We start from the raw sequence: 26,123 nt of genomic DNA on the forward strand, positions 1-26,123 counted from the left end.
CCTCTTCTTTGCCTAAGCGCACCCCGCCATGTCCTTCCGCGCACACCTAGAGTCGGTGGTCAATCAGGTCGACGGTGCCCTTGCGTGCAGTGTGATGGGCTTCGACGGCATCTCCGTGGAGACGTACCAGAAGGACGAGGCGGGGGAGCTGGAGCTCAACGGCGCCTGGGTCGAGTATGCCAACCTGCTCACCCAGCTGAAGAACGCCGCGGACGTGCTCAAGACGGGCGCCGTCACCGAGCTGAGTGTCAACAGCGAGAAAGTGTTGACCATCATCCGCATGGTGTCGCCCGAGTACTTCCTGGTGCTGGCGCTCAAGGCGGAGGGCAACTACGGCAAGGGCCGCTACGTGCTGCGGGTCACCGCGCCGAAGGTCCGCGCCGAGCTGTAAGGCGGGCAGGCGCTCGACGCGCCGCCCCACCGCTTTCCCCTTTCCAAAGGGGAGTTCCATCGGCTAGACACCCCGGACTTTTTCAGCAGTCCGAAGGAGCTGTTCCCATGGCCGGTGTCATTGATACCTCCGAGTTCCGCAAGGGCCTCAAGATCGAGATCGACGGCGAGCCGTTCGAGATCGTCGACTTCCAGCACGTCAAGCCGGGCAAGGGCGCCGCCATCGTGCGCACCTCCATCCGCAGCCTCATCTCGGGCCGCCTGCTGACACCGACGATGAAGTCGGGCGACAAGGTGGGCCGGCCGGACATCGAGGAGAAGGAGATGCAGTACCTCTATGTCCAGGGAGAGGACTTCTACTTCATGGACACCCGCAACTACGAGCAGACCTTCCTCAGTGAGAAGGAGCTCGGGGATGCGAAGAACTACCTGAAGGAGAACATCAACGTCTCGGTGCTCTTCTACAACGGGAAGGCCATCGGCGTGACGCTGCCCAACTCGGTGGACCTGAAGGTCACCAAGTGCGATCCGGGCGTGCGCGGCGACACGGTGTCCGGCGCGCTGAAGCCGGCCACGCTCGAGACGGGCTACACGGTCAACGTCCCGCTCTTCATCAACGAGGGGGACATCCTGAAGATCGACACGCGCGACGGGAAGTACCTCACGCGCGTGGCCACCGGGGGATAGTCCGGGCAGCTGCCCGGGTCGGGAGGGGACGCATGGCGACGAAGCGCAAGGCAACGCGGCCCGAGGGCGAGCCCACGCCGGCCGGTGGTAGCGGCCGCGAGCCGGGGGCGACGTCCCTGGACGTGGAGGCGCTGCGGCAGATCGTGGAGATGCTGGAGGCCTCGGACGTGACGAGGCTGGTGTGGCAGCGAGGCGAGGAGCGGCTGTACATCCGCCGCGGCCACGGGCCCGCGCCCACCATCGTCCACCAGGCCGCTCCGGTGAGCCCGTCGGTGAGCCCGGTGACGGTGCCGGCGGTGGAGTACGCGGCGCCTGCTCGGGCGGCGGCTCCCGCGGCGGCCCCGGCGGCGGCTCCCGCGGCGGCTCCGGCCAAGCCGGCCGAGAAGCCCGGCCACCTGGTGACGAGCCCCTTCGTGGGCACGTTCTACCGGACGCCCGCCCCGGACCAGCCTCCCTTCGTGGAGGTGGGCTCGGTGGTGAAGAAGGGCCAGGTGCTCTGCATCATCGAGGCGATGAAGCTGATGAACGAGATCGAGGCCGACGTGCCCGGGCGCGTGGCCGAGATTCTGCTGGAGAACGGCCACCCGACGGAGTTCGGTCAGGCGCTGTTCCGCATCGAGCCGGCGTAGTCCGTCAGGCCGGCCACGCGCCGGCCGCGGGGCCCACGAGGAGGGCAGGGCGTGTTCAAGAAGGTGCTGATTGCCAACCGCGGGGAGATTGCCCTGCGGGTCATCCGCGCCTGCCGGGAGCTGGGCATCGCCACGGTGGCGGTGCACTCCACGGCGGATGCCAACGCGCTGCACGTGCGCTTCGCCGACGAGGCGGTGTGCATCGGCCCTCCGCCGTCCAAGGAGAGCTACCTCAACATCCCGCAGCTGCTGTCCGCCGCGGAGATTACTCGCGCGGACGCCATCCACCCCGGCTACGGCTTCCTCTCGGAGAACGCCGAGTTCGCCGAGGTGTGCGAGAACTGCAAGATCCGCTTCATCGGCCCGCGCCCGGAGATGCTGCGGCTGATGGGCAACAAGGTGCGCGCCAAGCAGGCCGCGCGCGAGGCGGGCATCCCGCTGCTGCCCGGCAGCACCGGCGTGGTGAAGGATCCGAAGGAAGCGGAGGCCATTGCCCGCGAGATCGGCTTCCCCGTCATCATCAAGGCGGCGGCGGGCGGCGGCGGCAAGGGGATGAAGATCGTCCGCGAGCCCGGCGCCCTGGTGCAGGCGTTCTCCACGGCGGCGGCCGAGGCGGTGGCCAGCTTCAACAACGGCGACCTCTACATCGAGCGGTACGTGGAGAAGCCGCGCCACATCGAGATCCAGATCGCCGCGGACGAGCACGGCAACGTCATCCACCTGGGTGAGCGCGAGTGCTCGGTGCAGCGGCGGCACCAGAAGCTGATTGAGGAGAGCCCGTCGCCGGCGCTCACCCCGGAGCTGCGCGAGAAGATGGGGCGCACCTCCGTCGAGGCGATGCAGAAGCTGCGCTACAACAACGTGGGCACCATCGAGTACCTGCTGGACGAGCGCGGCCAGTTCTACTTCATGGAGATGAACACCCGCATCCAGGTGGAGCACCCCGTGACGGAGCTCGTCACCGGCGTGGACCTGGTGCGCGAGCAGATCCGCATGGCCTATGGCCACCCGCTGCGCTTCAAGCAGTCGGACATCCAGATGCGCGGCGCCGCCATCGAGTGCCGCGTCAACGCCGAGGATCCCGTCACCTTCGCGCCCTGGCCCGGCCGCATCACCGGCTACAGCGTGCCGGGCGGGTATGGCGTGCGTGTGGACTCCGCTGCGTATGAGAACTACACCGTGCTCCCGTACTACGACAGCCTGCTGGCCAAGCTGATCGTCCACGCGGAGGACCGGGAGACGGCCATCAAGCGGATGCAGCGGGCGCTCGGGGAGTACGTGGTGGAGGGCATCCGCACCAACATTCCCTTCCACCGGGCCGCCCTGGCGGACGAGAACTTCCAGGAAGGCCAGTACGACACCCGCTTCGTGGAGCGCCTGCTGGCCAGTGAGACGGGCACCCACCGCCTCAAGAAGGCCATCGAAGAGACGCCCTGAGCCCGCCTGCCCGGCGTCCGCTCGCGCAACCCCCTGATCCGCCTTGGGGCCGGGGGTGGCGATTTCTTGACCCGCGAGAGCGGATTCCGTTAGCCTCCAGTTTCCCTCGCTGGATCCCTGAAGGACGCAGGAAACCCCGAAGTTCCAAGGGGTTAGCCCAGTCGGAAGCCCTGCTCGATGGACAAGAACAAGATCATCGAAGCCGCCGCGAAGCTCGTCGCGAAGGGCGCCTACGACAAGGCCATCAAGGAGTACCAGAAGGTCCTCGAGGTGGACGCGAAGGATGTGCGCGTCCTGCAGAAGATGGGGGAGCTGTACCAGAAGAAGAACGACAACCCCCAGGCGGCGCACTACTTCACCAAGGTTGCCGAGAGCTACTCCTCGGACGGCTTCTTCCTGAAGGCCGTCGCGCTCTACAAGCAGGTCCTCAAGCTCAACCCGAACCTGCTGGACGTGAACCTGAAGCTGGCGGAGCTCCACCAGCAGCTCGGGCTGATGTCCGAGGCGATGGCGTACTTCCAGATCGTCGCCAACCACTACGACAAGCAGGGCGACACCAAGCAGCTGCTCGACACGCTCAAGCGGATGGTCGACCTCGACCCCGAGAACGTGGCGTCGAAGATCAAGCTGGGCGAGCTGTACGCCAAGGAGAACATGCAGAAGGAGGCGGTGGCCGAGTTCAAGCGCGCCGCCGAGTACCTCAAGCGCAACGCCCGCACGGATGACTACGTGCGCGTGGCCGAGCGCCTCGCCGCGCTGGAGCCGGAGAACATCGCGCTCTCCAAGGAGCTGGCGAGCACCTACCTGAGCAAGGGCGACCAGAAGCGCGCCCTGGCCCGGCTCCAGGTGGCCTTCAAGGCGGATGGCCGCGACGTCGAGACGCTGAACATGCTGGCCCAGGCGTTCCAGGGGCTGGGCCAGACGTCCAAGACGGTCTCCGTCTACAAGGAGCTGGCCAAGGTCTACCAGGACTCCGGCCGGACCCAGGATGCCAACGGCGTCTGGGACAGGATCGCCGAGATCGATCCGCAGGACGCGGACCTGCTCGCGCGCAGTGCTCCGGCCGCCGCGCCCGCGCGCGGTCCCGCTCCGGCCCGGGCGCCTGCTCGCGCCCCTGAGCCAGCGCCCGCTCCCGCGCGTGCCCCGGCCCCCGCGCCCGCGCCTGCTCCCGCCGCCGCTGCGCCCGCGCGTGCTCCTGCCCCTGCCGCGCGTGCGCCCGAGCCTGTCCGCGCGCCCGAGCCTGCTCGCCCGGCCGCGGTGGCGGCTCCCACGCGCCCGGCCATCGCCGCGCCGGTGACGGCCACGCCCGCGCCGGTGGGCCCGCTCACGCGCGAGCAGCTGGCCAAGCTGCTCACGGAGACCGACGTCTACGTCAAGTACGGCCTCCACGACAAAGCGCTCGAGCACCTGCGGAAGATCTTCGCCGTCGATCCCGAGAACCTCGACGCGCACGAGAAGGCCTACAACATCTACGTCGCCGCCGGGAACACGGTGCAGGCGTCCGAGCAGCTGCTCAACGTGCTGCGCCTGTGCACCCGCCGCGAGGAGGTGCGGCGCGCGCAGCCGTACCTGGCCACCATCCTCCAGCAGAACCCCGCCCACCCCGAGGTGCCCGCCTTCCTCGCCGTGCTGCGCTCGGATCAGGCCGAGGCGCCCGCGGCGCAGGTGGAGTCGCTCAGCGAGGACGAGATCCTCGTGGAGTCCAACGACGAGGAGATCGTCGTCGCCGAGGCCCCCGAGGATGCGCTCGCGCAGCCGCCCGGAGACGACCTGGCGCTGGCCACGCTCGGCGCGCCCGAGTCCGAGGAGATCGTCGAGGAGGGCTCCTCCGAGACGGTCATCAGCGACGAGGCGCTGGTGGGCGAGACGATCGTCTCCGGCGAGAGCGAGTTCTACGGCGCCGACGCCAACGCCGGGGCCGATGAGGCGCTGGTGGCCGACGAGACCACGTCCACCAACCTGATGGACGAGCCGCTCGTCGCGGGCGCCGCGGACGACGAGATGTCCTTCGCCGACGTGGCGACGGCGACGTCCTCCGAGTACGTGGTGGACGAGCCTGGCGTCGCCGTGGAGGACGAGCCCATCGTCGACGATCCGGCGCTGATGGGCACGGCGCTCGGCGACGACGAGCCGCCTCCCACCCGTCCGTCCATGCCCTCCGCGGAGCTGCTCCAGAGCTCCACCAACACCGGCAGACGGCACGCGCTGGGGGACGAGCAGGAGGTCCCCACTCGCGTCACGCGCCGCGTGGAGCCCGTGGAGGACGACTTCACCGACTCCGAGGTCACCTCGTCCGGCGCCGTGGCGTTCGAGCCCGAGGAGGCCACCGTCGTCGGCGCGGTGCTGGGCGTGGAGGCCGAGCCCGAGGCCCCGGTGGACGAGTCCTTCGCGACGGACTACTCCGAGCCCGAGGCCGTCACCCATCCCACCGAGGCGGTGGCGTCCTCCGCGCCCGAGGAGGAGCCGGCGTCCGAGGAGTGCGACGAGGCGAGCTTCTTCCTCGATCAGGGGCTGACCGAGGAGGCGCGCGAGATCCTCGAGACCGTGATGATCGCCTTCCCGGGCCACGCGCGCGCCAGCGAGCTGATGGCTCGGCTGGAGGCGCTCGAAGCCGGCGGCGGGGCCACGTCCACGACGGAGGAGACCGAGGCCGAGCCGGCGTCGGTGCCCTCCGTGGAGCCGATGGGAGAGGCGCCCGCGGAGAGCAGCGCGTTCGACCTGGCGGCGGAGCTGGCCGAGGACTTCGGCGGGCTGGCCGACGAGACGCCCGCGCCGACCTCGTCCGACGACGACTTCCAGTACTCGGTCGAGGAGGTGTTCGCCGAGTTCAAGAAGGGCCTGGAGAAGGTCGTCAAGCCCGAGGACGTGGACACGCACTACGATCTGGGCATCGCGTACAAGGAGATGGGCCTGTCCGACGACGCGCTGGGCGAGTTCGCCGTGGCGCGCAAGGGCTGTGCCGGCACCAAGCGCGAGCTGGACTGCATCACGATGATTGGCATGCTCCACGGCATGCGCGGCGAGCACGCGGAGGCCGTCAAGGTCTTCAAGGAGGGCCTGTCCAGCGAGCACGCCAAGGACGAGGCCGCCAAGGCGCTCGGCTTCGAGCTGGCCACGGCCTACGAGGCCATGGGCGAGCAGGGCAAGGCGCTCTACCACTACCAGCGCGTGGCCAAGCTGGACCCGAAGTACCGGGATGTGTCCGCGCAGGTGGCGCGGCTGGCGGGGGTCGAGCCCGAGGATGACCCGCCCAATCCCCCCGTGGCCGCTCCTCCGCCTCGGGCCGCCGCTTCCGCGGGCGCTCCGAAGGCGCGCAAAGTAGGTTACGTGTAGTCTCCCTCCGGCGAGCCCATGACGACCTACCTGGACTTTTTCGAGCTCTCGACGGAGCCCTTCTCCAACGCCCCGGTCAGCCGGTTCTATTACAACTCCACCCAGCACTCGCAGGCGCTGACGCGGCTGATGCACGCAGTGGGGTACATGAAGGGCCTGTCCATCCTGGTGGGGGACATCGGCGCGGGGAAGACGACGCTGGCGCGGCGCATGCTCGACTCGCTGCCCGAGTCCGAGTACGAGGCCGCGCTGCTCGTCATCATCCACTCGGGCATCACCGCCAACTGGCTGCTGCGGCGCATCGCCCTGCAGCTGGGCGTGGAGAACCCGGCCCAGGAGAAGCTGGCGCTCCTGTCCCAGCTCTACCAGCGGCTCCTGCAGATCTACGAGTCCGGCAAGAAGGCCGTCGTCCTCATCGACGAGGCCCAGATGCTGGAGACGCGCGAGCTGATGGAGGAGTTCCGCGGCCTGCTGAACCTGGAGGTCCCGGAGCGCAAGCTCATCTCCTTCGTCTTCTTCGGGCTGCCGGAGATCGAGAAGAACCTCAAGCTGGACCCGCCGCTCGCCCAGCGCGTGGCGTTCCGCTACAAGCTCGAGCCCTTCACCGCCGAGTCCACCGAGGCCTACGTCAAGCACCGCCTGCGGCTGGCCGGCTCGCCCCGGCTGCCCTTCACGCCCGAGGCGCTGCTGGCCATCCACAAGGCCTCCGGTGGCACCCCGCGCGTCATCAACACCCTGTGCGACAACGCCCTCTTCGAGGCGTTCCTGGCCCGCCAGGAGACCATCGGCGAGGACCTCATCCGTCGCGTCGCCGACAACCTGGGCCTGGTGGGCTCGGCGCTGCCGGCCGGTGAGGGCGCGGCGCCCGCGAAGCCTGCTCCCCAGGCAGCCAGCCGAGCAGCCGGCTCGAAGGTGGATCTCGCGGAGATCGACCGCTACCTCGAGGGGCTCGGTAAGCTGTAGCGGCTTTGGCCACGCAGAGCCGTCAGGGAGCGCTTCGGGCGCTTGCCGTCATGGGTGTCCTCCTGGTGGGGGCCATCCTGGCGCTTCGTACGACCGTGGCCTGGGACACTGCCTGCACGCTGGCGCGCAGGAACCTGCCGGCGCTGCTCGGGCTGGACGTGGGCATCGGCCACTGCGAGCTGGATCCGCTGGGGCAGAAGATCATCATCCGCGGCCTGTCCCTGTTCACGCCCGGCGCGGAGACGCCGCTGCTGGCCGCGGACCTGGCCGAGGTGCAGTTCGGACTGACGAGCCCCTTCTCCGGCAAGGTGGCGCTGGATCTGCTGCGCGTGCAGCGGCCGCGCGTGTCGGTGGATCTGTCCAGGCCGTCCAAGGGCACCCCGAGCGAGCCAGGGCCGTGCGCGCTGGAGCCGCTGGAGCGGCTGAAGATCTCCCGGCTGGCGCTCACCGGCGCGCAGGTGCGGCTGGTGCTGCCCGGCGGGCGGCGCGTCGAGGTGTCCGAGCTGGACGTGGGGTGGAAGGAGCGCTGGGGCGTCGCCGAGCTCGACGTGGAGGCCCGGCGGGGCGTGGTGGGGCTGGGGCCCGGCGGCGCGGAGCTGCTGATGGGGCGGCTGGTGCTCACTGGCGGCCTGGATGTGGACGCGCGCTCGCTGGAGCTCAACCGCGCGGAGGTGGCGCTGGACGACGCCACCGTGAGCGTCTCCGGGCGCGTGGAGCAGCTGTGCCAGCCCACGCTCGCGCTGGACGCGCAGCTGTTCTTCCCGCTGCGGACGCTGACGCAGGCCGGAGTGCTGTCCAAGCCGGCCTCGGGGCACGTCTGGTCCCGCTTCACGGTGAACGGCCCGCCCGCCGCGCCGAGCGTGTCGGTGGAGGTCACCGCCAACAACCTGGCCTATGAGAACTACGGCCCCACCTCGTTGACGGCGCGGCTGCACTACACGGGCGATCGGGTGCGCGTGGAGAAGCTGGCGGTGCCCGTGGGCAGCGGGCGCGTGGAGGCGCGGGGCACGGTGCGGCTCGTCCCCGGCCTGCCCGTGGAGGTGGAGGTGGAGACGCATGAGGCGTCCTTCGGGCGAATCATGGCGCAGGCGGGAGTGAAGGGCTCCTGGGTGGACTTCCCCGCGACGCTGACGGCGAGCCTGGACGGGACGATCCTCCCGCGGCCGCAGCTCTCAGGCGAGGCGGACCTGCGCACCGGCCACTTCGTGCTGGCCACGCGCGCCTTCGACGCGCCGGAGAAGGAGGGGCTCACGCTGCTGAGCTTCGAGCGGGGACGGGCGCAGACGGAGGTGAAGATCCTCGGGGATCGGGTGAGCTTCACGGGCGCGCAGGTGGAGTCGGGGCGCTCGAAGGTGGGCGCGGAGGTGACGCTCTTCTACGATCCGGCGCGCGGACTGGAGGTGCGTGGCCAGGGGGAGATGGAGCTCTCCGACTATGGCGCCGTGGCCGAGCTGCCGTGGGAGGGCCGCGGCTCGGCGACCTTCTCCGTGGTGGGGCCCTACGCCGACGTGCGCGTGGACGCGAACATGTCCATGCGCGACTTCACCTTCTGGGGCTTCGGGCTGGGCGTGGTGCAGGGCAAGGTGGCGTACGAGGACATGGTGCTGTCCTTCCCGTCCATCACCGGGCAGAAGGGCCGCACGCAGTACTTCGGCAAGGCCGCGCTCACCTTCGGCGCGTCGCTGCACGCCAAGGCCGAGGTGAACGTGCCGCAGGGCCGCACCGAGGATCTGCTGGACGTCATCGCCGGCCTCCACCCGAACATCGCGGTGATGCAGGGGACGATCGCGGGCCTGGCCTCGGGCCGGGTGGAGATCGACAGCCCGGTGGATCGCTTCGAGGGCCTGGCGGCGTTCGACTTCAAGGACACCACCTACTACGGGCGCCGCATGGGCGACGGCTCCAGCCGCCTGCGCTTCGTGGACGGCAAGGAGATGGTGCTGGAGCGCACCACGCTGGTGGGGCCGCTCGGCAAGAGCTGGGTCGACGGCACCTTCACCTTCGCGGGTGGGCTGGACTACCGCTTCGGCGGCGAGAACCTCTCGCTGGCGGAGATGATGGGGCCGGAGCTCGCCGAGCGCATGGGCATGCAGGGGAAGCTCGCGCTGGAGGGCTCCGTGAGCGGCAACTCCACGCTGCCCATCGTCGACGCGACGCTGACGAGCCCTCGCGTCACCTTCGCGGAGCGCGACCTGGGCGCGATGCACCTGGTGGGCAAGATGACGGGCCGGGAGCTGGAGATCACCGGCAAGCCCTTCCAGGACGGCAACGGCTTCCTCGAGATGACGGTGAAGGAGCCGTACCCCTTCGAGCTCTCCGTGGTGCTGGCGCTGCCGGAGATTCGTCCGCTGCTGCCCGTGAACGCGGTGACGCAGGGCATGTCCGGCGCGTTGTCCGGCACCCTCAGCGTCCAGGGCAACCTGCGCAACCTGGAGGGCGTGCAGGTGACGGCCCTGGTGGACCAGCTCGCCCTGGCGCGGGGCAGCTTCCGCGGCAGCAACGAAGGTCCCATCACCCTGAAATACGCGGGTGGCCGGCTGGGCGTGGAGCCCTTCACCTTCCGCGGGCCGGACACGGAGCTGTCCGCCTCTGGCTGGCTGGGGCCGAAGGCCGTGGACCTGGACGTGCGCGGCTCGCTGGACCTGCGCGTGGCGGAGACGCTGGTGCCGGAGGTGGAGCGCACCGGCGGCAAGGTGGAGTTCCAGGGACAGGCCACCGGCACCCTGGAGAAGCCCGCGCTGGTGGGCGAGGCCGCCGTGTCGGACCTCCGGCTCTCCTGGCGGGGCCGTCCCGTCACGCTGCGCGCCGTGTCCGGGGTGGCCATCTTCACGGAGCAGGGCGTGCTGCTGAAGGGCTTCCGTGGCCTGCTCAACGAGGGGCGCGTCACCGCCAGCGGCGAGGTCGTCCTCAAGCACTTCCTGCCGGACAAGCTGTCCCTGGTGGCCGAGCTGGAGGACGTCACCTACCGATACACGGACGACCTGCCCATCACCGCCTCCGGAGGCTTGCAGCTCACCGGCACTCCGGACGCCATGCTGCTCGCCGGCGACGTGGACATCCTCCGGCTGCGCTACCAGAAGGGCCTGGAGCTGGACTCCATGCTCAAGAACCTGGTGAAGCGCACCAGCGGCGGCATGGTGCTGCCCACCACCGCGGACAAGCCTCGCGAGTTCCTCACGTATGACGTGCGCGTACACCTCAAGGACGTGCGGGTGGACAACAACCTGGCCCGTGCCCGGCTGCTGGGAGACCTGCGGCTGACGGGGACCAACGTGCGCCCGGGTCTGCTCGGCCGGGTGGAGGCGGACGAGGGCAGCCAGGCCTTCTTCCGCAACAACCAGTTCGCCATCAGCCAGGCGCAGATCGACTTCCGGGACCGCTACGGCATCGACCTCGTCTTCGACGTGCGCGGCCAGACGCAGGTACGCGAATATACGGTGAAGGTGCACGCCACGGGCCGGCCGGAGGATCCGCAGGTCATCTTCTCCTCCGAGCCTTCCCTGGCGGAGGGTGACGTGCTCTCCCTGCTCACCCTGGGTGTGACGAGCACGGACAAGGACACGGCGGCCTCGGCCAGCGCGGGCCTGGCCGCCGAGGCGCTCTTCAACGTCTCGGGACTGGATCGGCAGGTGAAGCGGTTCCTGCCCAGCAACCCGGTGCTTCGGGACTTGTCCTTTCAGATCTCCACCACGTACAACGATGCGACCAGGCAAGCGGAGCCGACCGCTCAACTGGAGTCGAAGATCCTCAGCGATCAGCTTAAGATCGGCATGACGCAGCCAGTCAGCGGGCGTGGGACACGCGCCCGGGCCGAGTACCGCTTCGACAACCGCCTCTCCGCGCAGGCCCAGTGGGACAACGAGAACAGCGAAGCCTCGTTCGGCAACCTCGGACTCGAGCTCAAGCTGAGCTGGGAGGTCGAGTAACGCTCGTCGTGTGTCTGCTGGTGGCGGGCGTGGCGCTGGCGCGTCCGGGCGCCCAGGAGCCACCCATGGCCGCCGAGGAGCGCGGGGAGCCCCGGGCGCAGGCTGCTCCGGAGGTGGTGGCGGTGGAGCTCGTCCTCCCGCCCGGCTCGGACACGCAGGGCCTGTCCGCGCTGGTGACGGTCCGCCGAGGGCAGGTGCTGTCCCCGCTCGCGGTGCGCCGCAGCGTGGAGGGGCTGTGGAGCACCGGCCGCTTCACCAACGTGGAGGCCCGCGTGGTGGACGTGCCCGGCGGCGTGCGGCTGGTGTTCCACCTCACGCCTGTGCAGCAGCTGGTGCGGCTGGTCATCGAGGGCAACGTCGCCCTGTCCGACGAGGAGATCCGCCAGGCCAGCGGCCTGCAGGAGTACGCCCCGCTGGATCCGGACAGCGTGGACACGGCCCGCACCGCCATCGAGGAGGCCTACAGCCACAAGGGCTACGACCAGGCGCGGGTGATGGTGTCCTACGAGCCGTCTCCGGGCGGGGTGGTGCTGGTGCTCACGATGGACGAGGGCGAGCCCACCCGGCTGGGGCGCATGACGCTCACGGGGAGCCCCGGGCTGCCGCTGTCCCGGCTGCTGGAGACGCTGGGGCTGAAGCCGGGCGTGGTGTTCGATCAGGCGCGGCTGGACGCGGGCCTCGAGCGGCTGCGGGAGCTGCTGCGCAAGGAGCGCTTCTACCGGGCGCGGGTGGGGGCTCCCACGGTGACGCTGGAGGCGGGCCGCGCGACGGTGGCGCTGCCGGTGTCCGCCGGGCCTCGCTACAGCTTCCGCTTCCACGGCAACTACCACTTCCCGAGCTCCATCCTGGAGCGCGTGATGGCCTACGACGGCACGGAGCCGCTGGATCCGGGAGTGATGTGGAACCTCGTGCGGCGGGTGACGAACTTCTACCGCTACCGCGGCTTCCACGACGTGCGCGTCACGCCTCGCGAGGTGCGCAAGCCCGACCACTCGGAGGCGGTGCTCGTCTTCGACATCGAGGAGGGCCACCCGCTCACCGTGACGGAGGTGCGCTTCCAGGGCAACCGGGCGCTGCCCAGCGGCGTGCTCCGCGAGGTGCTCGCCGAGCGCATCCGCTCCAGCGAGCCGCTGCCCGACGCGCAGCTGCCGCTGAGGGACGATCCGCTCCAGCTCGACGGCCGTGAGAAGCTGGGCCCGCGCTCCCTGCCGCTGCCGCCGGACCCGCACACCGTCTTCGTGGAGGAGGCCTATGTGGAGGCCGCCGAGGTGCTGACGGAGGCCTACCGCGAGCGCGGCTTCCCCAACGCCCAGGTGCGCTTCCGCCGGCTGGAGCTGGACGTGAACGGCCGCACGGCCGTGGCGGAGTTCGAGGTGGAGGAGGGCTCGGAGGCGCGCGTCGGCGAGGTGGCCGTCGAGGGCCTGCCGCCCGGGACGAGCCAGCCGGACCTGGAGCTGAGCGAGGGAGACTCGCTGAGCGAGGAGGCGGTGGAGCGGGCGCGCCAGAACCTGGAGCGGGCGCTCGCGCGGGCCGGGTACATGTTCTCCCGCGTGGAGGTGGAGGCGCTGCCGGGAGGCGAGGACCCGCGCTACATGAAGGTCGTCCTGCGCGTGGAGCCGGGGCCCCAGGTGCGCGTGGGCCGCATCGTCGTCCAGGGACTGGGCCGCACGGACGAGAAGACGGTGCGAGCCATCCTGAACCTGGAGGTGGGCAAGACGCTGGATCCGGAGCAGCTGGCCGAGGGGCGGCGCAGGCTGGCGCGCCTCAACATCTTCCGGCAGGTGGAGGTGCAGCTGCGCGAGCCCAACCGCCGCGAGGAGATCAAGGACATCCTGGTGACGGTGCAGGAGCGGCCGCGCATCGACGGCGAGGTGTCCGGCGGCTACTTCCTGGTGGACGGTCCGCGCATCACGCTGGACACGGTGTTCCCGAACGTGGACGGACGCGGGCTCAACCTGCTGGCGCGCGGCAAGGTCAACTACGTGGGCTGGAGCCAGGAGGCGTTCTCCGGGCGGTACTCAGGCGTCCAGGACAGCTCGCTCCAGGGTTGGCAGGGCCTGGGTGGGCGCGGCAGCGTGGCGCTGACGCAGCCTCGCCTGAGCCTCTTCCTGCCGCAGGAAGTCGGCGCGCGGGCGGACCTCATCGTCGAGCGCGTCCACCGGCCCTCCTACCTGTCCACGCGGTTCGCGACGGTGGCGGGCCTGGACTGGGCGGTGACGCGGTGGCTGAACCTGTCGCTCCAGGGCGAGGTGGAGCACAACCGGCTGCGCTCGCGGGCTGGCGTGCTCAGCGTGCCGAGCCGCGCCGACCAGGAGCGCCTGCGCTTCCCGTACGGCAGCTTCACCCTGGTCTCGCTGCGGCCGTCGGCCACGCTCGACTTCCGGGATGAGCCGACCAACCCGCGCAAGGGCGTGCTGGTCTCCACCAGCGCCGAGTTCACGAGGGATCTGTCGGTGGCGCCCACGGATGCGCAGGGGAACTCCGCGCCGGACTTCCCCATCAACGGGGTGAAGCTGTCCGGCAACCTGAGCGTGTATGCCCCGCTGGGGCGGCGCGCGAGCGTGGCGATCTCGGCGCGGGCGGGCACCATCGTCCCGCTGGAGGCGGACGCCCAGTCCATCGGCTCCAAGCTCTTCTACCTGGGAGGCTCCTCGAGCCTGCGCGGCTTCCGGGAGGACGGCGTGCTGCCCGAGGACCAGCGCGCGGAGGTGCGCCGGCAGCTCCAGGACTGCCGCGCGGTGATCAACCCGGCGGGCTGCTCGTCGGAGCTGTCGGCGGTGATCGCGGGGCAGGCGCCGCTGAGCCAGGGCGGCGAGCTGTTCACGCTGGGGAAGGCGGAGCTGCGCCTGCCGGCCTTCTCCTCGCTGGACCTGGGCCTGTTCTTCGAGGCCGGCAACCTCTGGGGCGACCGGACGAACTTCGAGCCGACGGTGCTGCGCTACACGGCGGGAGCGGGCCTGCGCTACCTCACGCCGGTGGGGCCGCTGTCCTTCGACATGGGCTTCAACCTGGATCCGGACGAGACGTTCAACGAGCCGACCACCCAGTTCCACTTCAGCATCGGAGTCTTCTGAGGAGGTGCGTGTGTCCGAGGCTCGGAGCCTGCAGCAGATCCTCGTCGGGGCGCTCGTGGCGTGCCTGGGCGCCGGGTGCGTCAGCGATCCGGCCCCGGTGGTGACGACGCTGCGCCCCCAGTGGATGCCGCCGGTGATGACGTGCCCGGCGGATGCCCTCGAGCAGATGCAGCGGATGGGGCTGAAGGTGGGAGACCGCATCCCCGTGGTGGTGGACGAGACGCAGAACCGGCCGGGCTCGGCGCACTACAAGAGCCGGTTCGTCATGTCGCTGCCCAAGGTGGAGGAGGGCGAGCTCAAGGACATGAGCATCGCGGGCTACCTGTACGTGGCCAACCACCGCGTCTTCGGCCGGTACGACCGGGCCTACGTGCGCTACTACGAGGGCGGCAAGCTGCGCGACTTCTATGAGGTGCCCTTCTGCGGCGTCCTGGTGGACCCCCGGTGGGACAAGGACGGGGAGGGGATCATCGCCTATCCCGGGCCGGAGCGAGGCACGGCGGTGGTGCAGGACTCCAAGGGCATCATCCAGGTGGTGGACAGCTTCCCGTGAGCTGATCACAGGCCCAGGGTGCTCATCGGCACTCGATAGATGTCACCCGTGCCGTTGCCGATGCCTTGGAGCTTGCTGTCGTCCCTGGGGAGGTCGAACCGCTCGCCTGGCGAGCCCGTGAAGGGTCTGGTGCTGCTGAAGTAGAGCCACTTCCCATCCGGAGAGACGCTCTGGTTGTAGTCGCTGGCTCGCGAGTTGATGCCTCCTCCGAGGAGCTGCGCCTTTCCCCATCCGCCTTGAACCCTGCGACTGAGGAACAGGTCATATCCACCCACGCCGTCCGCACGCCTCAGCGCGCTGAAGAGGAGGTAGCTCTCGTCTGGCGCGATCCAGGGCTCGAGCTCATGCGCGCCGGTGTTGATGGCGTCTCCCAGGTTCTCTGGAGGCTGGTAGACGCCGTCCACGAGGCGGGAGACCCAGAGATCGCTCCCGCCGTGGGTGCCGGGGCGCTCGGCCCCGAAATAGAGGTTTCCGTTGGCGGCCACCGCCGGACACCACTCATCCAGGCTCGCATCGTTCACGGGGGCGGGCAGGCGCCAGGCCTCGCCCCACTCGCCGTCCTGCCCCAGCGACGCCGCCCAGATGTCGTAGCTCTCGCGGGGTGCGGTCTCTCCCGGGGCGGGACGGTTGGAGATGAAGAAGACGGTGCGACCATCCGGCGAGATGTGGGGGTCGGCGTTGCTCCACTCGGAGGCGAAGCGGGGCTTGAGGGGCTGGGACCAGGAGCCGTCGTCCTGGAGACGCGTCTCGTAGAGCTCGTAGTGTTGGAAGCGGTCATCCGCCCGGCCGAAGAGAACGCGGCGCTGGTCTGGCGAGAACGCCAGGAAGAAGTCCCACGCCCCCGTGGTGAAGAGCCCGGCTCCGTAGAGCTCTGGAGCCCCCGGTGCCTGCGCTCGCGCTCCGGAGCTGTCCACCTGTCCGACAGGTGCACGACACCCGGCCAGCAAGGCGCTCATCAGCAGCAGCAGGCTCCATGAGGCGGGGCCTGGAGTCCTCCGCGACAGCGTCCTCATCGGGCCGTTCCTCCGAGTCCCTCCAGCGCGGAGGCGAGGCACGCGACGATGCCGGAGGCATGCGTGCCCTTGGGGTCGAGGTCCGGGTCGTAGATCGCCACGTTGAGCCCCGCGATGCGCCCCGAGCGCAGCAGCGTGCCGACGAGGGTTGCCAGCTCCGGATAGGTGAGGCCGGGGCTGCCCGGAGAGTCCACCGCCGGCATCACCTTCTGGTCCAGGATGTCCAGGTCCAGGTGCAGCCACCCCCGAGTGATGTCGCGCTCGCGCAGGCGATGGAGGGTCCGTTCGATCGTCGCGCTCAGCCCTTCCGCCTGGAGCGTCTGCACGGTGATCTGCTCGATCTCGGTCTGCTCGATCTCCTGGTACGTGTAGTCCGCATCTCCGGCCTCGCGCTCTCCCACGTGGACCACGTCCGCGTCGGCCGCGAGGGTGCCCTCCACTCCGGGCCACTGCGTGAGGAGCGACTCCCCACGTCCGGTGGCGAGCGCGAGAGCCATCCCCGCGGCGTTCCCGAGGTGCGTCTGGAGGTCGAAGTTGCCGGCATGGGAGAAGTCGCTGTGCCCGTCGAGGTGCACCAGCCCTCGGCCACCGGTTCTTCGGAGCGCGAGCAGGCATCCCAGGAGGATGCTGCAGTCGCCGCCGACGACCAGGGGAATCGAGCCCCTGCGCAGGGACTGCTCGACCTCCGAGGACAGCTTCAGGTTGAAGTCTCGCAGGGAGACACCGTTGCGGATGCGCGTTCCGGCCTGGGCTTCCACGGAGTAGGGAGGCCTCGGAAGCCGGACGTGACGACTCGGGCGCAGCCGCTGGGACAGCCCTGCCTGCTCCAGGACGGCAGGGGCCCTCCAGGTTCCAGGCTCGACTCCAGGGGTGAGAGGCCTCAAGCCCAGGTTGTTGGGAGCTTCGATCAGGTCGAGCACAGGTGGCGTCTCCTCGTCCGGTTCATGAGCTCCGTTCTGGTAGCATCGGGCCGTGGCGCGAAACTTGGGGAAAGTTGCTGCGGTCCCACCTCACGGAGCAGCGGGTTCGGAGCTGCTGCCTGCCAGGCCGTGTGGGGTGCATCTGCTCGGGTGCGACGGGGCGTTCAGCGCGAGCGACTACGTCTGCCATGAGGGCATGCGCAGCCCCGTCTTCGAGGGAGAGAACCCGCGCGCCTGCATCTCCGTGGTTCTGGCTGGAACCTTCCACGCCCGCTCCAGCCAGGGAGCGGTGCTGGTGGGCCCGGGAGCCCTGCTGCTCGGCAATGCCTCGGGGGCGTACGAGTTCCGCCACGTCGATGATGGCGGAGATCGCTCCATCGTCTTCGACTACGAGGAGGCGCTGCTCGAGGAGGTGGCCGGCTCCCTGGGAGCTCGTTTCCAGAGAGGACGGGCCTTTGGCCGCGCGGGTGTTCCCGCCTCACCCGACTCGGTGGAGGCCGTGATGCTCGCGCACGAGGCCCTGCGCAGCGGTGAGGCGGAGGCCCTGCGAGAGGCCGCCCTGGCAGTCGCGGGAGTCGCGCTGGCCGCGGGTCGGGATGGCGTAGGCGTCGCGGTAGAGCCCTCAGCGCGACAGTTGCGTCAGGTGGCTCGGACGGTGCGGTACGTCGAGGCTCATAGTGCGGAAGACTGCTCGCTCGACGTGCTGGCCGACCACGCGGGCCTGAGCAGCTTCCACTTCCTGCGCGTCTTCCGCGCCATGACGGGGCAGACGCCTCGACAGTTCGTGATCGCCACCCGGCTGCGGGCCGCCGCGACAGCGTTGCGGATGACCCACGAGCGCATCACCGAGATCGCCATGGACGTGGGCTTCGGGGACCTGTCGCACTTCACGACGAGCTTCACGCGAGCGTTCGGCACCTCTCCGCGTGCCTATCGCCAGCAGGAGCGGGCACGCGTCAGGGCTCCAGCGCTGCTTCGACCGTGACGAGCTCCGCGTCTTCACCGATCACCTCGGTGTACACGGTGGCCTTCCGCCCTGTGGCCACGCTCGGGAGGTGGCAGTTGCGTTGGCAACGCATGTGCCATTGCCAGCCTTCGCAGGGCGGAACCGCGACGTTCCTGTCAGCGGGCAGCCATGACACGGATGCCCGAGGCCGCGGCCCGGAGGCGCTCAGCGCAGTCCCCAGTAGGCCGCCATGCCCACTGTGATGCCGAGCCAGAGCTTGCGAAACCTCCAGCTCGCCGCCGCCGCCAGCGCCGCCGCCAGGAGCCGCACTCCGGCCTCTCCCCGCTCGCCAGGGAGCGCGGGGACGACCAGGGCGGCGAAGACGGCGATGGGCACGAAGCGCAGGAAGCGCTCCCAGAACGGAGGCACCCGGGTGCGCAGCCACAGCCCCGTGAGGCGGGACGCATAGGTGACGGCGGCCATTCCCAGGATGATGGGCAGGGGGTTCATGTGGCCTCCGACGGGGTGGGAGTCCCCGAGGCGGGCCGTTCCGCGGACAAGGCCGCCCCGACGAGGCTGCCCACCACCCCCGCGATGAGGAGGGCCATCCCACCGGGCAGCACCCGGGAGAGGCCGAACGCGAGCCCGCCGGACAGCACGGCCACGGCGACCTCCACTTTGCCCCGCAGCATCGGCACGAGCAGGACGAGGAACGCGAGCGGGAAGACGAAGTCCACCCCGAGCCGCTCCGGATCCTTCAGTCCCTGTCCGATGAGCGCGCCTCCGAGCGTGAACAGGTTCCACGGGGCGAAGATGCTCAGCTCGGCGCCCAGCAGATAAGCGAAGGAGGGCTGAGACTCTGCGAGGACCACTCCATAGGCCTCGTCGGTGAGGAAGTGCGCGGCCACCCACTTCTCACCCGGGAGCAGGGGCAGGCGCTGCGAGAGCGACAGGCCGTAGAGCACATGGCGGGCATTGATCAGCAGCGTGGTGAGGACGATCTCCAGGCCCGAGGCCCCCGCCGCGAAGAGGCCCACCGCGCTGAACTGGGCGCCGCCGGCGAACACGAGCGCGCTCATGAGCTGGATGTCGAGCACTCCGAGCCCCGCCCCGCGCGCGGTCACCACATAGGCCAGGGCGAAGGGGACGACCCCGAGCCACAGGGGAATGACGGCACGGAAGCCCCGGAGGAAGTCATGGAGGAAGGGAGGACGACTCATGCCCCCAGGTTACGGAGCGTCCAGGCTGCCCGTCTTGAAGGATCCTGCGCTGGTGGCGTAGCGGCCCGGCGTCAGGCCGACGCGCCGCTTGAACTCGCGCGTGAGGTGGCTCTGGTCGCTGAACCCCAGGGCGGCGGCCACGTCGCCTGGAGGCAGTCCCTGTCGCAGCAGCGTGCGGGCCCGGCGCACGCGCAGCTCGATCTGATACGCGTGGGGCGGCAGGCCCACCTCCCGGCGGAACACGCGCACGAAGTGGAAGACGCTGAGGCCCGACAGGCCCGCGAGCTGCTCCAGCGTGACGTTCTCCCCGGGGTAGGCCTCCAGGTAGTCGCGGGCCTGGCGAACCGCCTCGTGCTCACCGCCCGAGTGGCTCACCTCGACGTGCGGCGCCGAGTGGCGGGCCAGGAGCAGGCTCAGGGCGGCGAGCAGCCGCGACTGGCGCTCCAGCGTGGAGGCGGGCTGCTCCACGGAGGCGTGCAGGGCTCGGATGCGCAGGGCGGCATCGGGATCGTCCACCACGGCGGTCCGGAAGAAGGGCGTGCCCCGGAGGCGTCCCCCCAGATCGGCGGCCACGTCCTCCAGCATCTGCAGCTCGGGATAGAGCATCCGGTACGTCCAGCCGCCCTCCTGGACGGCGTGCCCGGTGTGGAGCTCTCCCGGGTTTACCAGGACGACGCTGCCGGCGGGGGCGTACTGCATCTCGCCGCGGTACCGGAAGGCCTCCGTGCCTCGCTCGATGACACCCAGGGCGAACCCGTCATGGCTGTGCGGAGCGAAGGTGTGGGTGATGTACGTGGCCTTGAGCAGCTCCAGCCCCCCGAGCTCCTCGGAGCGCCAGAAGACGCTCTCCTCCTTCGGCCCGAGCCTGGCAGAGGCGGCCAGGCCGTGCGCGGCGCTGGCGCCCTGCTTGGGAGCGGAAGGTGGGAGGGAGGGAGGCATCCGGGCGCGTGCTCCATTGTGCCAGCCAAGGCTCGACCCGGGAACGTAGGCAGGAGGGAGCGTCGGGTCTTGAAGAATCTTGCTCCGGGGCCCGGTGTAGAGTGCGCCCGTGTTCTACGCGTTCATCCGTGGTCTGGTGTCCCTGGCGTTGCGGCTGTTCTACCGGGTGAAGGTGAATGCCCCGGCCGCCGAGCCCCAGGGGCCCGTCATCTTCGTGGGCAACCACCCCAACGCCCTGATCGATCCGGCGCTCGTCTTCGTCATCACCCACCGCGAGGTGACGTTCCTGGCCAAGGAGCCGCTGTTCCGGATGCCGGTCATCGGCTGGATCCTCAAGGGGCTCCACGCGCTGCCCGTCTACCGCAAGCAGGACAACCCCGGGCAGACGGTGAAGAACGAGGGGACGCTGGACGCGGCGCGCGCGGCGCTCGTGAAGGGGCGCGCCATCACCATCTTCCCCGAGGGCAAGAGCCACTCGGAGCCCACGCTCGCGGAGCTGAAGACGGGCACGGCGCGCATCGCGCTCGGAGCGGCGCGCGAGGGAGCCCCGGTGCGCATCGTCCCGGTGGGCTTCACCTACGGGGAGAAGAACGTCTTCCGCAGCACCGTCCTCATCGAGGTGGGGCCGGCCATCGAGGTGACGCCCTTCCTGCCGCCCCCGGGCGCTCCGGAGGCTGCGGAGAAGGAGGCCTCCCGCCAGCTCACCGAGCGCATCGCCTCGGGCCTCAAGGCCGTCACCCTGAACCTGGAGCAGTGGGAGGACCTGCCGCTCATCCACATGGCCGAGCAGCTCTACGCCTTCCGCCAGGGAGAGCAGGCGGACCGCGAGCGGCTGAAGCACTGGGCGCGAGGCCTGCAGCTCTTCCGCGCCGAGCAGCCCGAGCGCTTCGCGCAGGTGCGCTCCTCGCTCATGTCCTTCCGGCGCCGGTTGGAGCTGGTCCACGCGGATCCGAAGGACCTGACGCTCGTGTACAAGTCCGGGCTGGTGACGACGTTCGTGGTGAAGAACCTGGTGGCGCTGTGCCTGGGGCTGCCGCTGTTCGCGCTCGGGGTGGCGCTGTTCATCCTGCCCTACCAGGTGCCTCGGCTGGCCTCGCGCAACGCCGAGCTGGACACCCAGGCCACGGTGAAGTTCCTGGGCGCGCTGCTCATGACGCTGCTGTGGTGGCCCGGCCTCACGGTGGTGGCCTGGCTGCTGGGCGGGTGGAGCTGGGGCGTGGTGGCGCTGGTGGGCATTCCGCCGCTGGCGCTCTTCACGCTCTACTTCTCCGAGCGCTGGGTGGTGCTGAAGCGGGACATCGGCGTGTTCTTCACGTTGGGCAGCCGCGCCCGGCTCAAGGCCCTGCTGCTCCAGGATGGAGAGCGGCTGTCCGCGGAGGTGGAGAAGCTGGCCGGCGAGTACCGGCCCCGCGTGGAGCAGCCCGCCCCCTCGTGAGGGCGCGTCAGTCCTCTTGCTCCATCTGCTCCAACTCCTTGCCCTTCGTCTCGCGGATGAACTTGAAGGTGAACAGCAGCGAGAACACCGCCGCGGCGGTGTAGAGCCCGTAGGCCAGGCTCAGGCCCGCGGACTGGAGCGAGGGGAACGTGGCGGACACCACGAAGTTGGCCACCCACTGCGCCCCCGCCGCCAGCGACAGGGCCACCGCTCGGATGCGGTTGGGGAACATCTCCCCGAGCATCACCCACACCACCGGGCCCCACGAGAACCCGAAGCAGAAGACGTAGAGGTTGGCGGCGATGAGTGCCAACAGCCCCCGGCTGCCCTGCAGCATCGGGTTGCCCAGGGCGTCCATCCCCGCGGTGCCGAACAGGTACGCCAGCAGCCCGAGTGTCAGCGCCATCCCCACCGAGCCCGCGATGAGCAGCGGCTTGCGCCCGAACCGATCCACGCAGAGGATGGCCAGCACCGTGGTGACGATGTTGGTGATGCTGGTGATGACGGTGATGGCCAGCGAGCTCTGCTCGGAGAAGCCCACCGCCTGCCACAGCACGCTCGAGTAGTAGAAGATGACGTTGATGCCCACGAACTGCTGGAGCATCGCCAGGATGATGCCCACCCACACCACGGGCAGCAGCCCGAACCGCTTCCCGCGCAGATCTCCCAGGCTCGGCACCTTCAGGTTGGCCAGCGAGCGGCGGATCTCCACCACCTTGGAGGGCGCGGTGTCGCCGATGATGCCTCGGAGCACCGCCACCGCCTCCCGTTCGCGCCCGCGCGCGACGAGGTGGCGGGGGGACTCGGGGATGAGCAGCGAGCCGATGCCATAGAGCAGCGCCGCGGGCAGCTCGGACCAGAACATCCAGCGCCACGCGGGGAAGCCCAGCCAGGACACGGACATGGAGGAGCCGGCATGCGTGGCCAGGGCGTAGTCTCCCATCAGCGCCGCGAAGATGCCGATGACGATGGCCATCTGCTGGAGCGAGCCGAGCCGGCCGCGCAGGTGCGCCGGAGCAATCTCGGCGATGTAGGCGGGGGCCAGGACGCTGGCGATGCCGATGGCGACGCCGCCGACGATTCGCCAGAAGCCCAGGCTCCAGAGCGAGCCGGCGAACCCGGACCCCAGCGCGCTGAAGACGAAGAGCACGGAGGCCACCAGCATGGTGCGAGGCCGGCCGATCCGGTCCGCCATGTGGCCCGAGAAGAACGCGCCCACCGCCGAGCCCATGAGCGCGGAAGACACCGTCACGCCCAGCGCCCACTGGCTGGCCTGGAAGGTGTCTCGGACGGCGCCGATGGCTCCGTTGATGACGGCTGTGTCGAAGCCGAACAGGAACCCTCCGAGCGCGGCCACGGTGGACATGAGGATGGTGCGTGCCGCGGAGACCTGGGCCCGGATGGACGGTGGCCTCCCTGCTTGAGTCTCGACGGCGCCGGCCATGGCACTCACCTCCTCACAGGAGCCCCGTCAACGGATCGAACCCTCGTAAGGCAAAAGGTAGGCACCTCCCACTGGCGCTCGGGTAGGCAGTCCAGCAGGCCCCGTGTGCCTTGCCTCGGTGGCAAGCCTTCCCCGAGAAAGCCTGACCGTCTCGATTTCCTTTTTTCGCTTTCCTTTTTTCGCGGGGCGTCATAAAGGGTCGCTTACAGAGATATGGGAAATCTACAGCCAAGCACTCCCTGGAAGAGCCAGTTTCACTACATGGAAACGCTCATCGGGAGCGCCAACAGCCTGCCGACGCTGGCGGTGGGAGTGGCGGCGGAGAGCCGGCGGGAGGAGGAGGCGGGGCTGTTCGCCGGGCGCTACCAGCTGCGTCGCGTGCTGGGGCGAGGGGGCATGGGGACGGTGTACTTGGCGGACGATGAGTTCCAGGGCGAGCGGGTGGCACTGAAGGTGCTGGATGCCTCGGTGGCGCGGAACCCGGGGGCGCGGGAGCGGTTCGCCCGGGAGGCGAGGCTGGCCCGGCGCATCACCCACCGGAACGTGGCGCGGGTGTTCGAGCTGGGCAGCGCTCAGGGGCGGGCGTTCCTGACGCTGGAGTACGTGGAGGGGGAGGACCTGCGGGCGCGGCTGATGCGGGAGGGTGCGCTGAAGCCGGAGGTGGCGGCGCGGCTGGCGCTGGCGGTCTGCGCGGGGCTGGGGGCGGCGCACGCGGCGTCGGTGGTGCATCGGGACCTGAAGCCGGCCAACGTGATGCTGGAGCGAGGGGGGCGGGTGGTGCTGACGGACTTCGGCATCGCGCGGGCCATGGAGGATCAGGGCTCGGAGGGGTTGACGCACTCGCACGGCGTGGTGGGCACGCCGCAGTACATGGCGCCCGAGCAGCTCACCGAGTCGCCGGTGGATGCGCGCACGGATGTGTACGCGGTGGGGCTGCTGCTGCATGAGATGCTGGTGGGAGCGCCGGCCTTCGAGGCGACGACGTTGAAGGAGGCCTACGCGCGGCTGCGTCAGCCGCCGCCGGATCCGCGGGAGCACGCGCGAGTGCCCGCGGCGCTGGCGGAGCTGGTGATGCGCTGCCTGGCCCGGGCGCCGGAGGAGCGGCCCTCGGGAGCGACCGAGGTGGCACGGTGCCTGGAGGCGTGGCTGGCTCAGTGCTGACGGGGCACGGCCTCGCGGAAGAACTTCGCGCCGATGAGCAGCGCCACGCCGCCACGCAAGCTTCAGGGCATGGTGGAGGTGAGCCGGTCTGCCTGGCGGATCTCCTCGGCCAGCCACCCGAGGTAGCGGTAGGTGCTCGTGAAGGTCGACTTCCTGCCGGGCGAGGATCTCGAGCTGATGCCGACGAGCACAGGTCCGATGGCGTCCTCACGGAAGCAAGGGCCGCCGCTGTCGCCTGGCAGCGCCAGGGCCCCGGGTAGCTCGATGGTGAACGTATCACCCTGCACTTTCGCGACGGTGTTCCTGCCGAATCGGCGGACCGGTCTGGCGTCCGTATACGAGATGAGTCCACCCCTGACATCGTCTGCCCCATAGCCCGCCACGACGATGCGATCATTGACCTGGATGTCGGTGTCCGCGATGGCGGTGGGAGAGAACCGCCGCTCGACAGGCTGATTCAGGAGGACGACGGCGAGGTCCGCTCTGCTTTCGGTGACGACATCCAGGACGACATAGCGCCTTCCTCCTTCAACGAAGAAATGGTCGACCTTGGCTTCTGGTGGAAGCAGGAGCTTCTTCTTCTTGAGGAGCACCTTGAAGTCCCGATGAGGTCGAACCTCTCCGACGTAGGTCTTGAAGGTACCGGACTGCTCTCCTGTCTTGACGGTAGCGCTCTTCTCGCAGGTAGAGCGGTCGATGGTGGTCGTTCCCTTGTTCTCTCTTCCTCGACACAGGCAGTGCCCCGCCGTGAGGACGAGGCGAGGATGAATGAGCACGCCACTGCACTCCTCCGCTGCGGCAAGGGTGACGTACACGGTCGAGGGAAAGCGGTCCTGGAGGTCTCTCTCTCCCTGGAAGATGGTGAGGACCTCGTCCGAGGGTTGCACCTCGGACAGCGTCCGTTCTTCAGGGGACGGTCCTGGGACGGGAGTACTGGCAAGGCATCCGCTCAGCGCCAGCAGTGACAAGGACATCAGCCTGGGCATGGCCCTCTGCGCTCGTTGAAGAAGGCTCGGGCCGGTCATGGAATCGTGTCCTCGTCTCTTGGAGGGCTCCTTGAAGGCAGGCTGGCCCGTTGGAGTTCGGAGACCAGCCAGTCCCGGTAAGGGTAGATGCTCACGAACGCATCCCCTTCTTTCGAGCTCAGGGTTGTGATGCCCAGGAGCACGGCCTCTCCCTTGTCCTGGCGCAGACAGGAGTCTCCGCTTCCTCGGGTGAAGGGAGCTCCCGCCTGCGAGAACAGGATCACATCACCGTTGGGCGGCGCGGGCCTCGCGAGCTTCTTCCTGCCAGACCGGCGGCGCCCGAGGATCAGGTCATTTCTGCCATCGAGCCCATGACCCACAATCACGAAGGATTCTTCGGATGGGAGCTCCGAGGTTGGCAGGCGAATCGCCGGAACGGTGCCATCGATCGGGCGGTCCAGGACGACCACTGCGAGATCGGACTTGCTCGATATCGGTAGTCCCTGCTCATCCAGGAGAATCTCGAGGCCGGGATGAGGTCGCACCTTGCCGCTGGAGCTCCGATATTGCTCGTCCCAGGAGCGCTCGGACTGGATGTGCTTGGGGGTGTAGATGACAGTCTCCGCGGTAGCGGTTCGAGCACACCGAGAGCTGTCGATGACCGAGCGCGCCTTGCTGTTCGGTAGGGAGACTTCGTGTGCTTTGCAGACGCAGTGTCCCGCCGTCAGGACGAGGCGGGGACTGATGAGTGCGCCACTACAGGTGATGGAGCCATGGGGCTCGAAGGAAGCCTGGAGCATGACGGCAAACGAGTAGCGATTGGTGACGTCCCACTCTCCATCGGGGAGAGACATGCGCTCGCCAATGGGGAGTACCTCGTAGTCGTCGCCGTTGACGAACTCGGTGTCATCACCACCAACGCCGGCTTCGGTGGGGAGCGGCTCGACAGTTGCCGTCTTGGGCGAATGGGCGTGGCATCTCTCGCAGGACAGCAGGAGGCCGATGACCAGCATGGCCGCAGCGGAGAATGGACGGTGGTCTCGCACTGAGAAGAACCCTCCGGAAGGAGCACCGTACTCGCTTCGAGC

Annotated in this window: 20 protein-coding genes; 12 read left to right on the top strand and 8 right to left on the bottom strand. The window is 69.4% G+C overall.

Going from position 1 to position 26,123, the window contains the following annotated elements; genetic code table 11:
- Window positions 1-28: 28 nt before the first annotated feature.
- From KY572_RS17835 to KY572_RS17875, 9 genes are all read left to right on the top strand, one after another.
- Window positions 29-391, top strand: a complete 363-nt coding sequence (locus KY572_RS17835) for a roadblock/LC7 domain-containing protein (protein WP_224243984.1) — start codon at window positions 29-31, stop codon at window positions 389-391.
- A gap of 107 nt (window positions 392-498) precedes the next feature.
- Entirely contained in the window at window positions 499-1,077 is a 579-nt protein-coding gene (efp, locus tag KY572_RS17840; protein ID WP_224243985.1) for an elongation factor P, read from the top strand.
- Window positions 1,078-1,109: 32 nt separating this feature from the next.
- Window positions 1,110-1,706, top strand: coding sequence for an acetyl-CoA carboxylase biotin carboxyl carrier protein (accB, locus tag KY572_RS17845; RefSeq protein ID WP_224243986.1), 597 nt, complete (start codon window positions 1,110-1,112; stop codon window positions 1,704-1,706).
- Window positions 1,707-1,757: 51 nt separating this feature from the next.
- The gene (gene accC, locus KY572_RS17850) at window positions 1,758-3,143 is read left to right on the top strand and encodes an acetyl-CoA carboxylase biotin carboxylase subunit (protein WP_224243988.1); all 1,386 of its coding nucleotides are present in this window, start codon (window positions 1,758-1,760) and stop codon (window positions 3,141-3,143) included.
- A gap of 177 nt (window positions 3,144-3,320) precedes the next feature.
- Window positions 3,321-6,476, top strand: a complete 3,156-nt coding sequence (locus KY572_RS17855; protein ID WP_224243989.1) for a tetratricopeptide repeat protein — start codon at window positions 3,321-3,323, stop codon at window positions 6,474-6,476.
- A gap of 18 nt (window positions 6,477-6,494) precedes the next feature.
- Entirely contained in the window at window positions 6,495-7,439 is a 945-nt protein-coding gene (locus tag KY572_RS17860) for an ExeA family protein (protein ID WP_224243990.1), read from the top strand.
- A gap of 50 nt (window positions 7,440-7,489) precedes the next feature.
- Window positions 7,490-11,365: a translocation/assembly module TamB domain-containing protein gene (locus KY572_RS17865; protein WP_224243991.1), complete on the top strand. Its 3,876-nt coding sequence runs from the start codon at window positions 7,490-7,492 to the stop codon at window positions 11,363-11,365.
- 8 nt (window positions 11,366-11,373) lie between these two features.
- On the top strand, window positions 11,374-14,439 hold the full coding sequence (locus tag KY572_RS17870; RefSeq protein ID WP_407659969.1) for a POTRA domain-containing protein: 3,066 nt from the start codon (window positions 11,374-11,376) through the stop codon (window positions 14,437-14,439).
- 10 nt (window positions 14,440-14,449) lie between these two features.
- Complete coding sequence (locus KY572_RS17875; protein ID WP_224243992.1) at window positions 14,450-14,992, top strand: hypothetical protein; 543 nt, start codon at window positions 14,450-14,452, stop codon at window positions 14,990-14,992.
- Window positions 14,993-14,997: 5 nt separating this feature from the next.
- Here KY572_RS17875 and KY572_RS17880 read toward each other — a convergent pair whose 3' ends face one another.
- Entirely contained in the window at window positions 14,998-16,005 is a 1,008-nt protein-coding gene (locus tag KY572_RS17880) for a TolB family protein (RefSeq protein ID WP_224243993.1), read from the bottom strand.
- Complete coding sequence (locus KY572_RS17885; protein WP_224243994.1) at window positions 16,002-16,925, bottom strand: arginase family protein; 924 nt, start codon at window positions 16,923-16,925, stop codon at window positions 16,002-16,004. Before KY572_RS17885 ends, KY572_RS17880 begins: the two co-directional genes overlap by 4 nt.
- Window positions 16,926-17,121: 196 nt before the next feature.
- On the opposite strand from KY572_RS17885, the gene KY572_RS17890 reads away from it, so the two are divergent.
- Window positions 17,122-17,910 carry a helix-turn-helix domain-containing protein gene (locus KY572_RS17890; RefSeq protein ID WP_224243995.1) on the top strand — a complete coding sequence of 263 codons (789 nt, stop codon included), beginning with the start codon at window positions 17,122-17,124 and terminating at the stop codon, window positions 17,908-17,910.
- A gap of 186 nt (window positions 17,911-18,096) precedes the next feature.
- Here the strand turns inward: KY572_RS17890 and KY572_RS17895 are convergent, their stop codons facing one another.
- Genes KY572_RS17895 through KY572_RS17905 form a run of 3 tightly spaced genes read right to left on the bottom strand, consistent with a single transcriptional unit; the run spans window position 18,097 to window position 20,030 of the window.
- Window positions 18,097-18,381 carry an AzlD domain-containing protein gene (locus tag KY572_RS17895; protein ID WP_224243996.1) on the bottom strand — a complete coding sequence of 95 codons (285 nt, stop codon included), beginning with the start codon at window positions 18,379-18,381 and terminating at the stop codon, window positions 18,097-18,099.
- Complete coding sequence (locus tag KY572_RS17900) at window positions 18,378-19,091, bottom strand: AzlC family ABC transporter permease (RefSeq protein WP_224243998.1); 714 nt, start codon at window positions 19,089-19,091, stop codon at window positions 18,378-18,380. Before KY572_RS17900 ends, KY572_RS17895 begins: the two co-directional genes overlap by 4 nt.
- 9 nt (window positions 19,092-19,100) lie before the next feature.
- A complete protein-coding gene (locus KY572_RS17905) occupies window positions 19,101-20,030 on the bottom strand; it encodes an AraC family transcriptional regulator (RefSeq protein WP_224244000.1) in 930 nt (309 codons plus the stop codon).
- A gap of 109 nt (window positions 20,031-20,139) precedes the next feature.
- Here KY572_RS17905 and KY572_RS17910 point away from each other — a divergent pair, with 109 nt between their 5' ends.
- On the top strand, window positions 20,140-21,465 hold the full coding sequence (locus KY572_RS17910) for a lysophospholipid acyltransferase family protein (protein WP_224244001.1): 1,326 nt from the start codon (window positions 20,140-20,142) through the stop codon (window positions 21,463-21,465).
- Between the two features lie 7 nt (window positions 21,466-21,472).
- On the opposite strand, the gene KY572_RS17915 is transcribed toward KY572_RS17910, so the two are convergent.
- The gene (locus KY572_RS17915) at window positions 21,473-22,909 is read right to left on the bottom strand and encodes a sugar porter family MFS transporter (protein ID WP_224244002.1); all 1,437 of its coding nucleotides are present in this window, start codon (window positions 22,907-22,909) and stop codon (window positions 21,473-21,475) included.
- A gap of 261 nt (window positions 22,910-23,170) precedes the next feature.
- On the opposite strand from KY572_RS17915, the gene KY572_RS17920 reads away from it, so the two are divergent.
- The gene (locus KY572_RS17920) at window positions 23,171-24,070 is read left to right on the top strand and encodes a serine/threonine-protein kinase (protein WP_224244004.1); all 900 of its coding nucleotides are present in this window, start codon (window positions 23,171-23,173) and stop codon (window positions 24,068-24,070) included.
- A gap of 62 nt (window positions 24,071-24,132) precedes the next feature.
- Here the strand turns inward: KY572_RS17920 and KY572_RS17925 are convergent, their stop codons facing one another.
- Window positions 24,133-25,056 (bottom strand): trypsin-like serine peptidase, encoded by a 924-nt coding sequence (locus KY572_RS17925; RefSeq protein ID WP_224244005.1) that lies wholly within the window; start codon window positions 25,054-25,056, stop codon window positions 24,133-24,135.
- 35 nt (window positions 25,057-25,091) lie between these two features.
- Window positions 25,092-26,048: a trypsin-like serine protease gene (locus tag KY572_RS17930; protein ID WP_224244007.1), complete on the bottom strand. Its 957-nt coding sequence runs from the start codon at window positions 26,046-26,048 to the stop codon at window positions 25,092-25,094.
- Window positions 26,049-26,123: the final 75 nt, after the last annotated feature.

Source organism: Hyalangium gracile (assembly GCF_020103725.1).
GTDB lineage: Bacteria > Myxococcota > Myxococcia > Myxococcales > Myxococcaceae > Hyalangium > Hyalangium gracile.

Bases quoted from the DNA above. Each gene is read 5' to 3' on its own strand.
- KY572_RS17835 (WP_224243984.1), top strand. From the start codon at position 29: ATGTCCTTCCGCGCACACCTAGAGTCGGTGGTCAATCAGGTCGACGGT.
- efp (WP_224243985.1), top strand. From the start codon at position 499: ATGGCCGGTGTCATTGATACCTCCGAGTTCCGCAAGGGCCTCAAGATC.
- accB (WP_224243986.1), top strand. From the start codon at position 1,110: ATGGCGACGAAGCGCAAGGCAACGCGGCCCGAGGGCGAGCCCACGCCG.
- KY572_RS17855 (WP_224243989.1), top strand. From the start codon at position 3,321: ATGGACAAGAACAAGATCATCGAAGCCGCCGCGAAGCTCGTCGCGAAG.
- KY572_RS17860 (WP_224243990.1), top strand. From the start codon at position 6,495: ATGACGACCTACCTGGACTTTTTCGAGCTCTCGACGGAGCCCTTCTCC.
- KY572_RS17865 (WP_224243991.1), top strand. From the start codon at position 7,490: ATGGGTGTCCTCCTGGTGGGGGCCATCCTGGCGCTTCGTACGACCGTG.
- KY572_RS17880 (WP_224243993.1), bottom strand. From the start codon at position 16,005: ATGAGGACGCTGTCGCGGAGGACTCCAGGCCCCGCCTCATGGAGCCTG.
- KY572_RS17890 (WP_224243995.1), top strand. From the start codon at position 17,122: ATGCGCAGCCCCGTCTTCGAGGGAGAGAACCCGCGCGCCTGCATCTCC.
- KY572_RS17895 (WP_224243996.1), bottom strand. From the start codon at position 18,381: ATGAACCCCCTGCCCATCATCCTGGGAATGGCCGCCGTCACCTATGCG.
- KY572_RS17900 (WP_224243998.1), bottom strand. From the start codon at position 19,091: ATGAGTCGTCCTCCCTTCCTCCATGACTTCCTCCGGGGCTTCCGTGCC.
- KY572_RS17905 (WP_224244000.1), bottom strand. From the start codon at position 20,030: ATGCCTCCCTCCCTCCCACCTTCCGCTCCCAAGCAGGGCGCCAGCGCC.
- KY572_RS17915 (WP_224244002.1), bottom strand. From the start codon at position 22,909: ATGGCCGGCGCCGTCGAGACTCAAGCAGGGAGGCCACCGTCCATCCGG.
- KY572_RS17920 (WP_224244004.1), top strand. From the start codon at position 23,171: ATGGAAACGCTCATCGGGAGCGCCAACAGCCTGCCGACGCTGGCGGTG.
- KY572_RS17925 (WP_224244005.1), bottom strand. From the start codon at position 25,056: ATGCCCAGGCTGATGTCCTTGTCACTGCTGGCGCTGAGCGGATGCCTT.
- KY572_RS17930 (WP_224244007.1), bottom strand. From the start codon at position 26,048: ATGCTGGTCATCGGCCTCCTGCTGTCCTGCGAGAGATGCCACGCCCAT.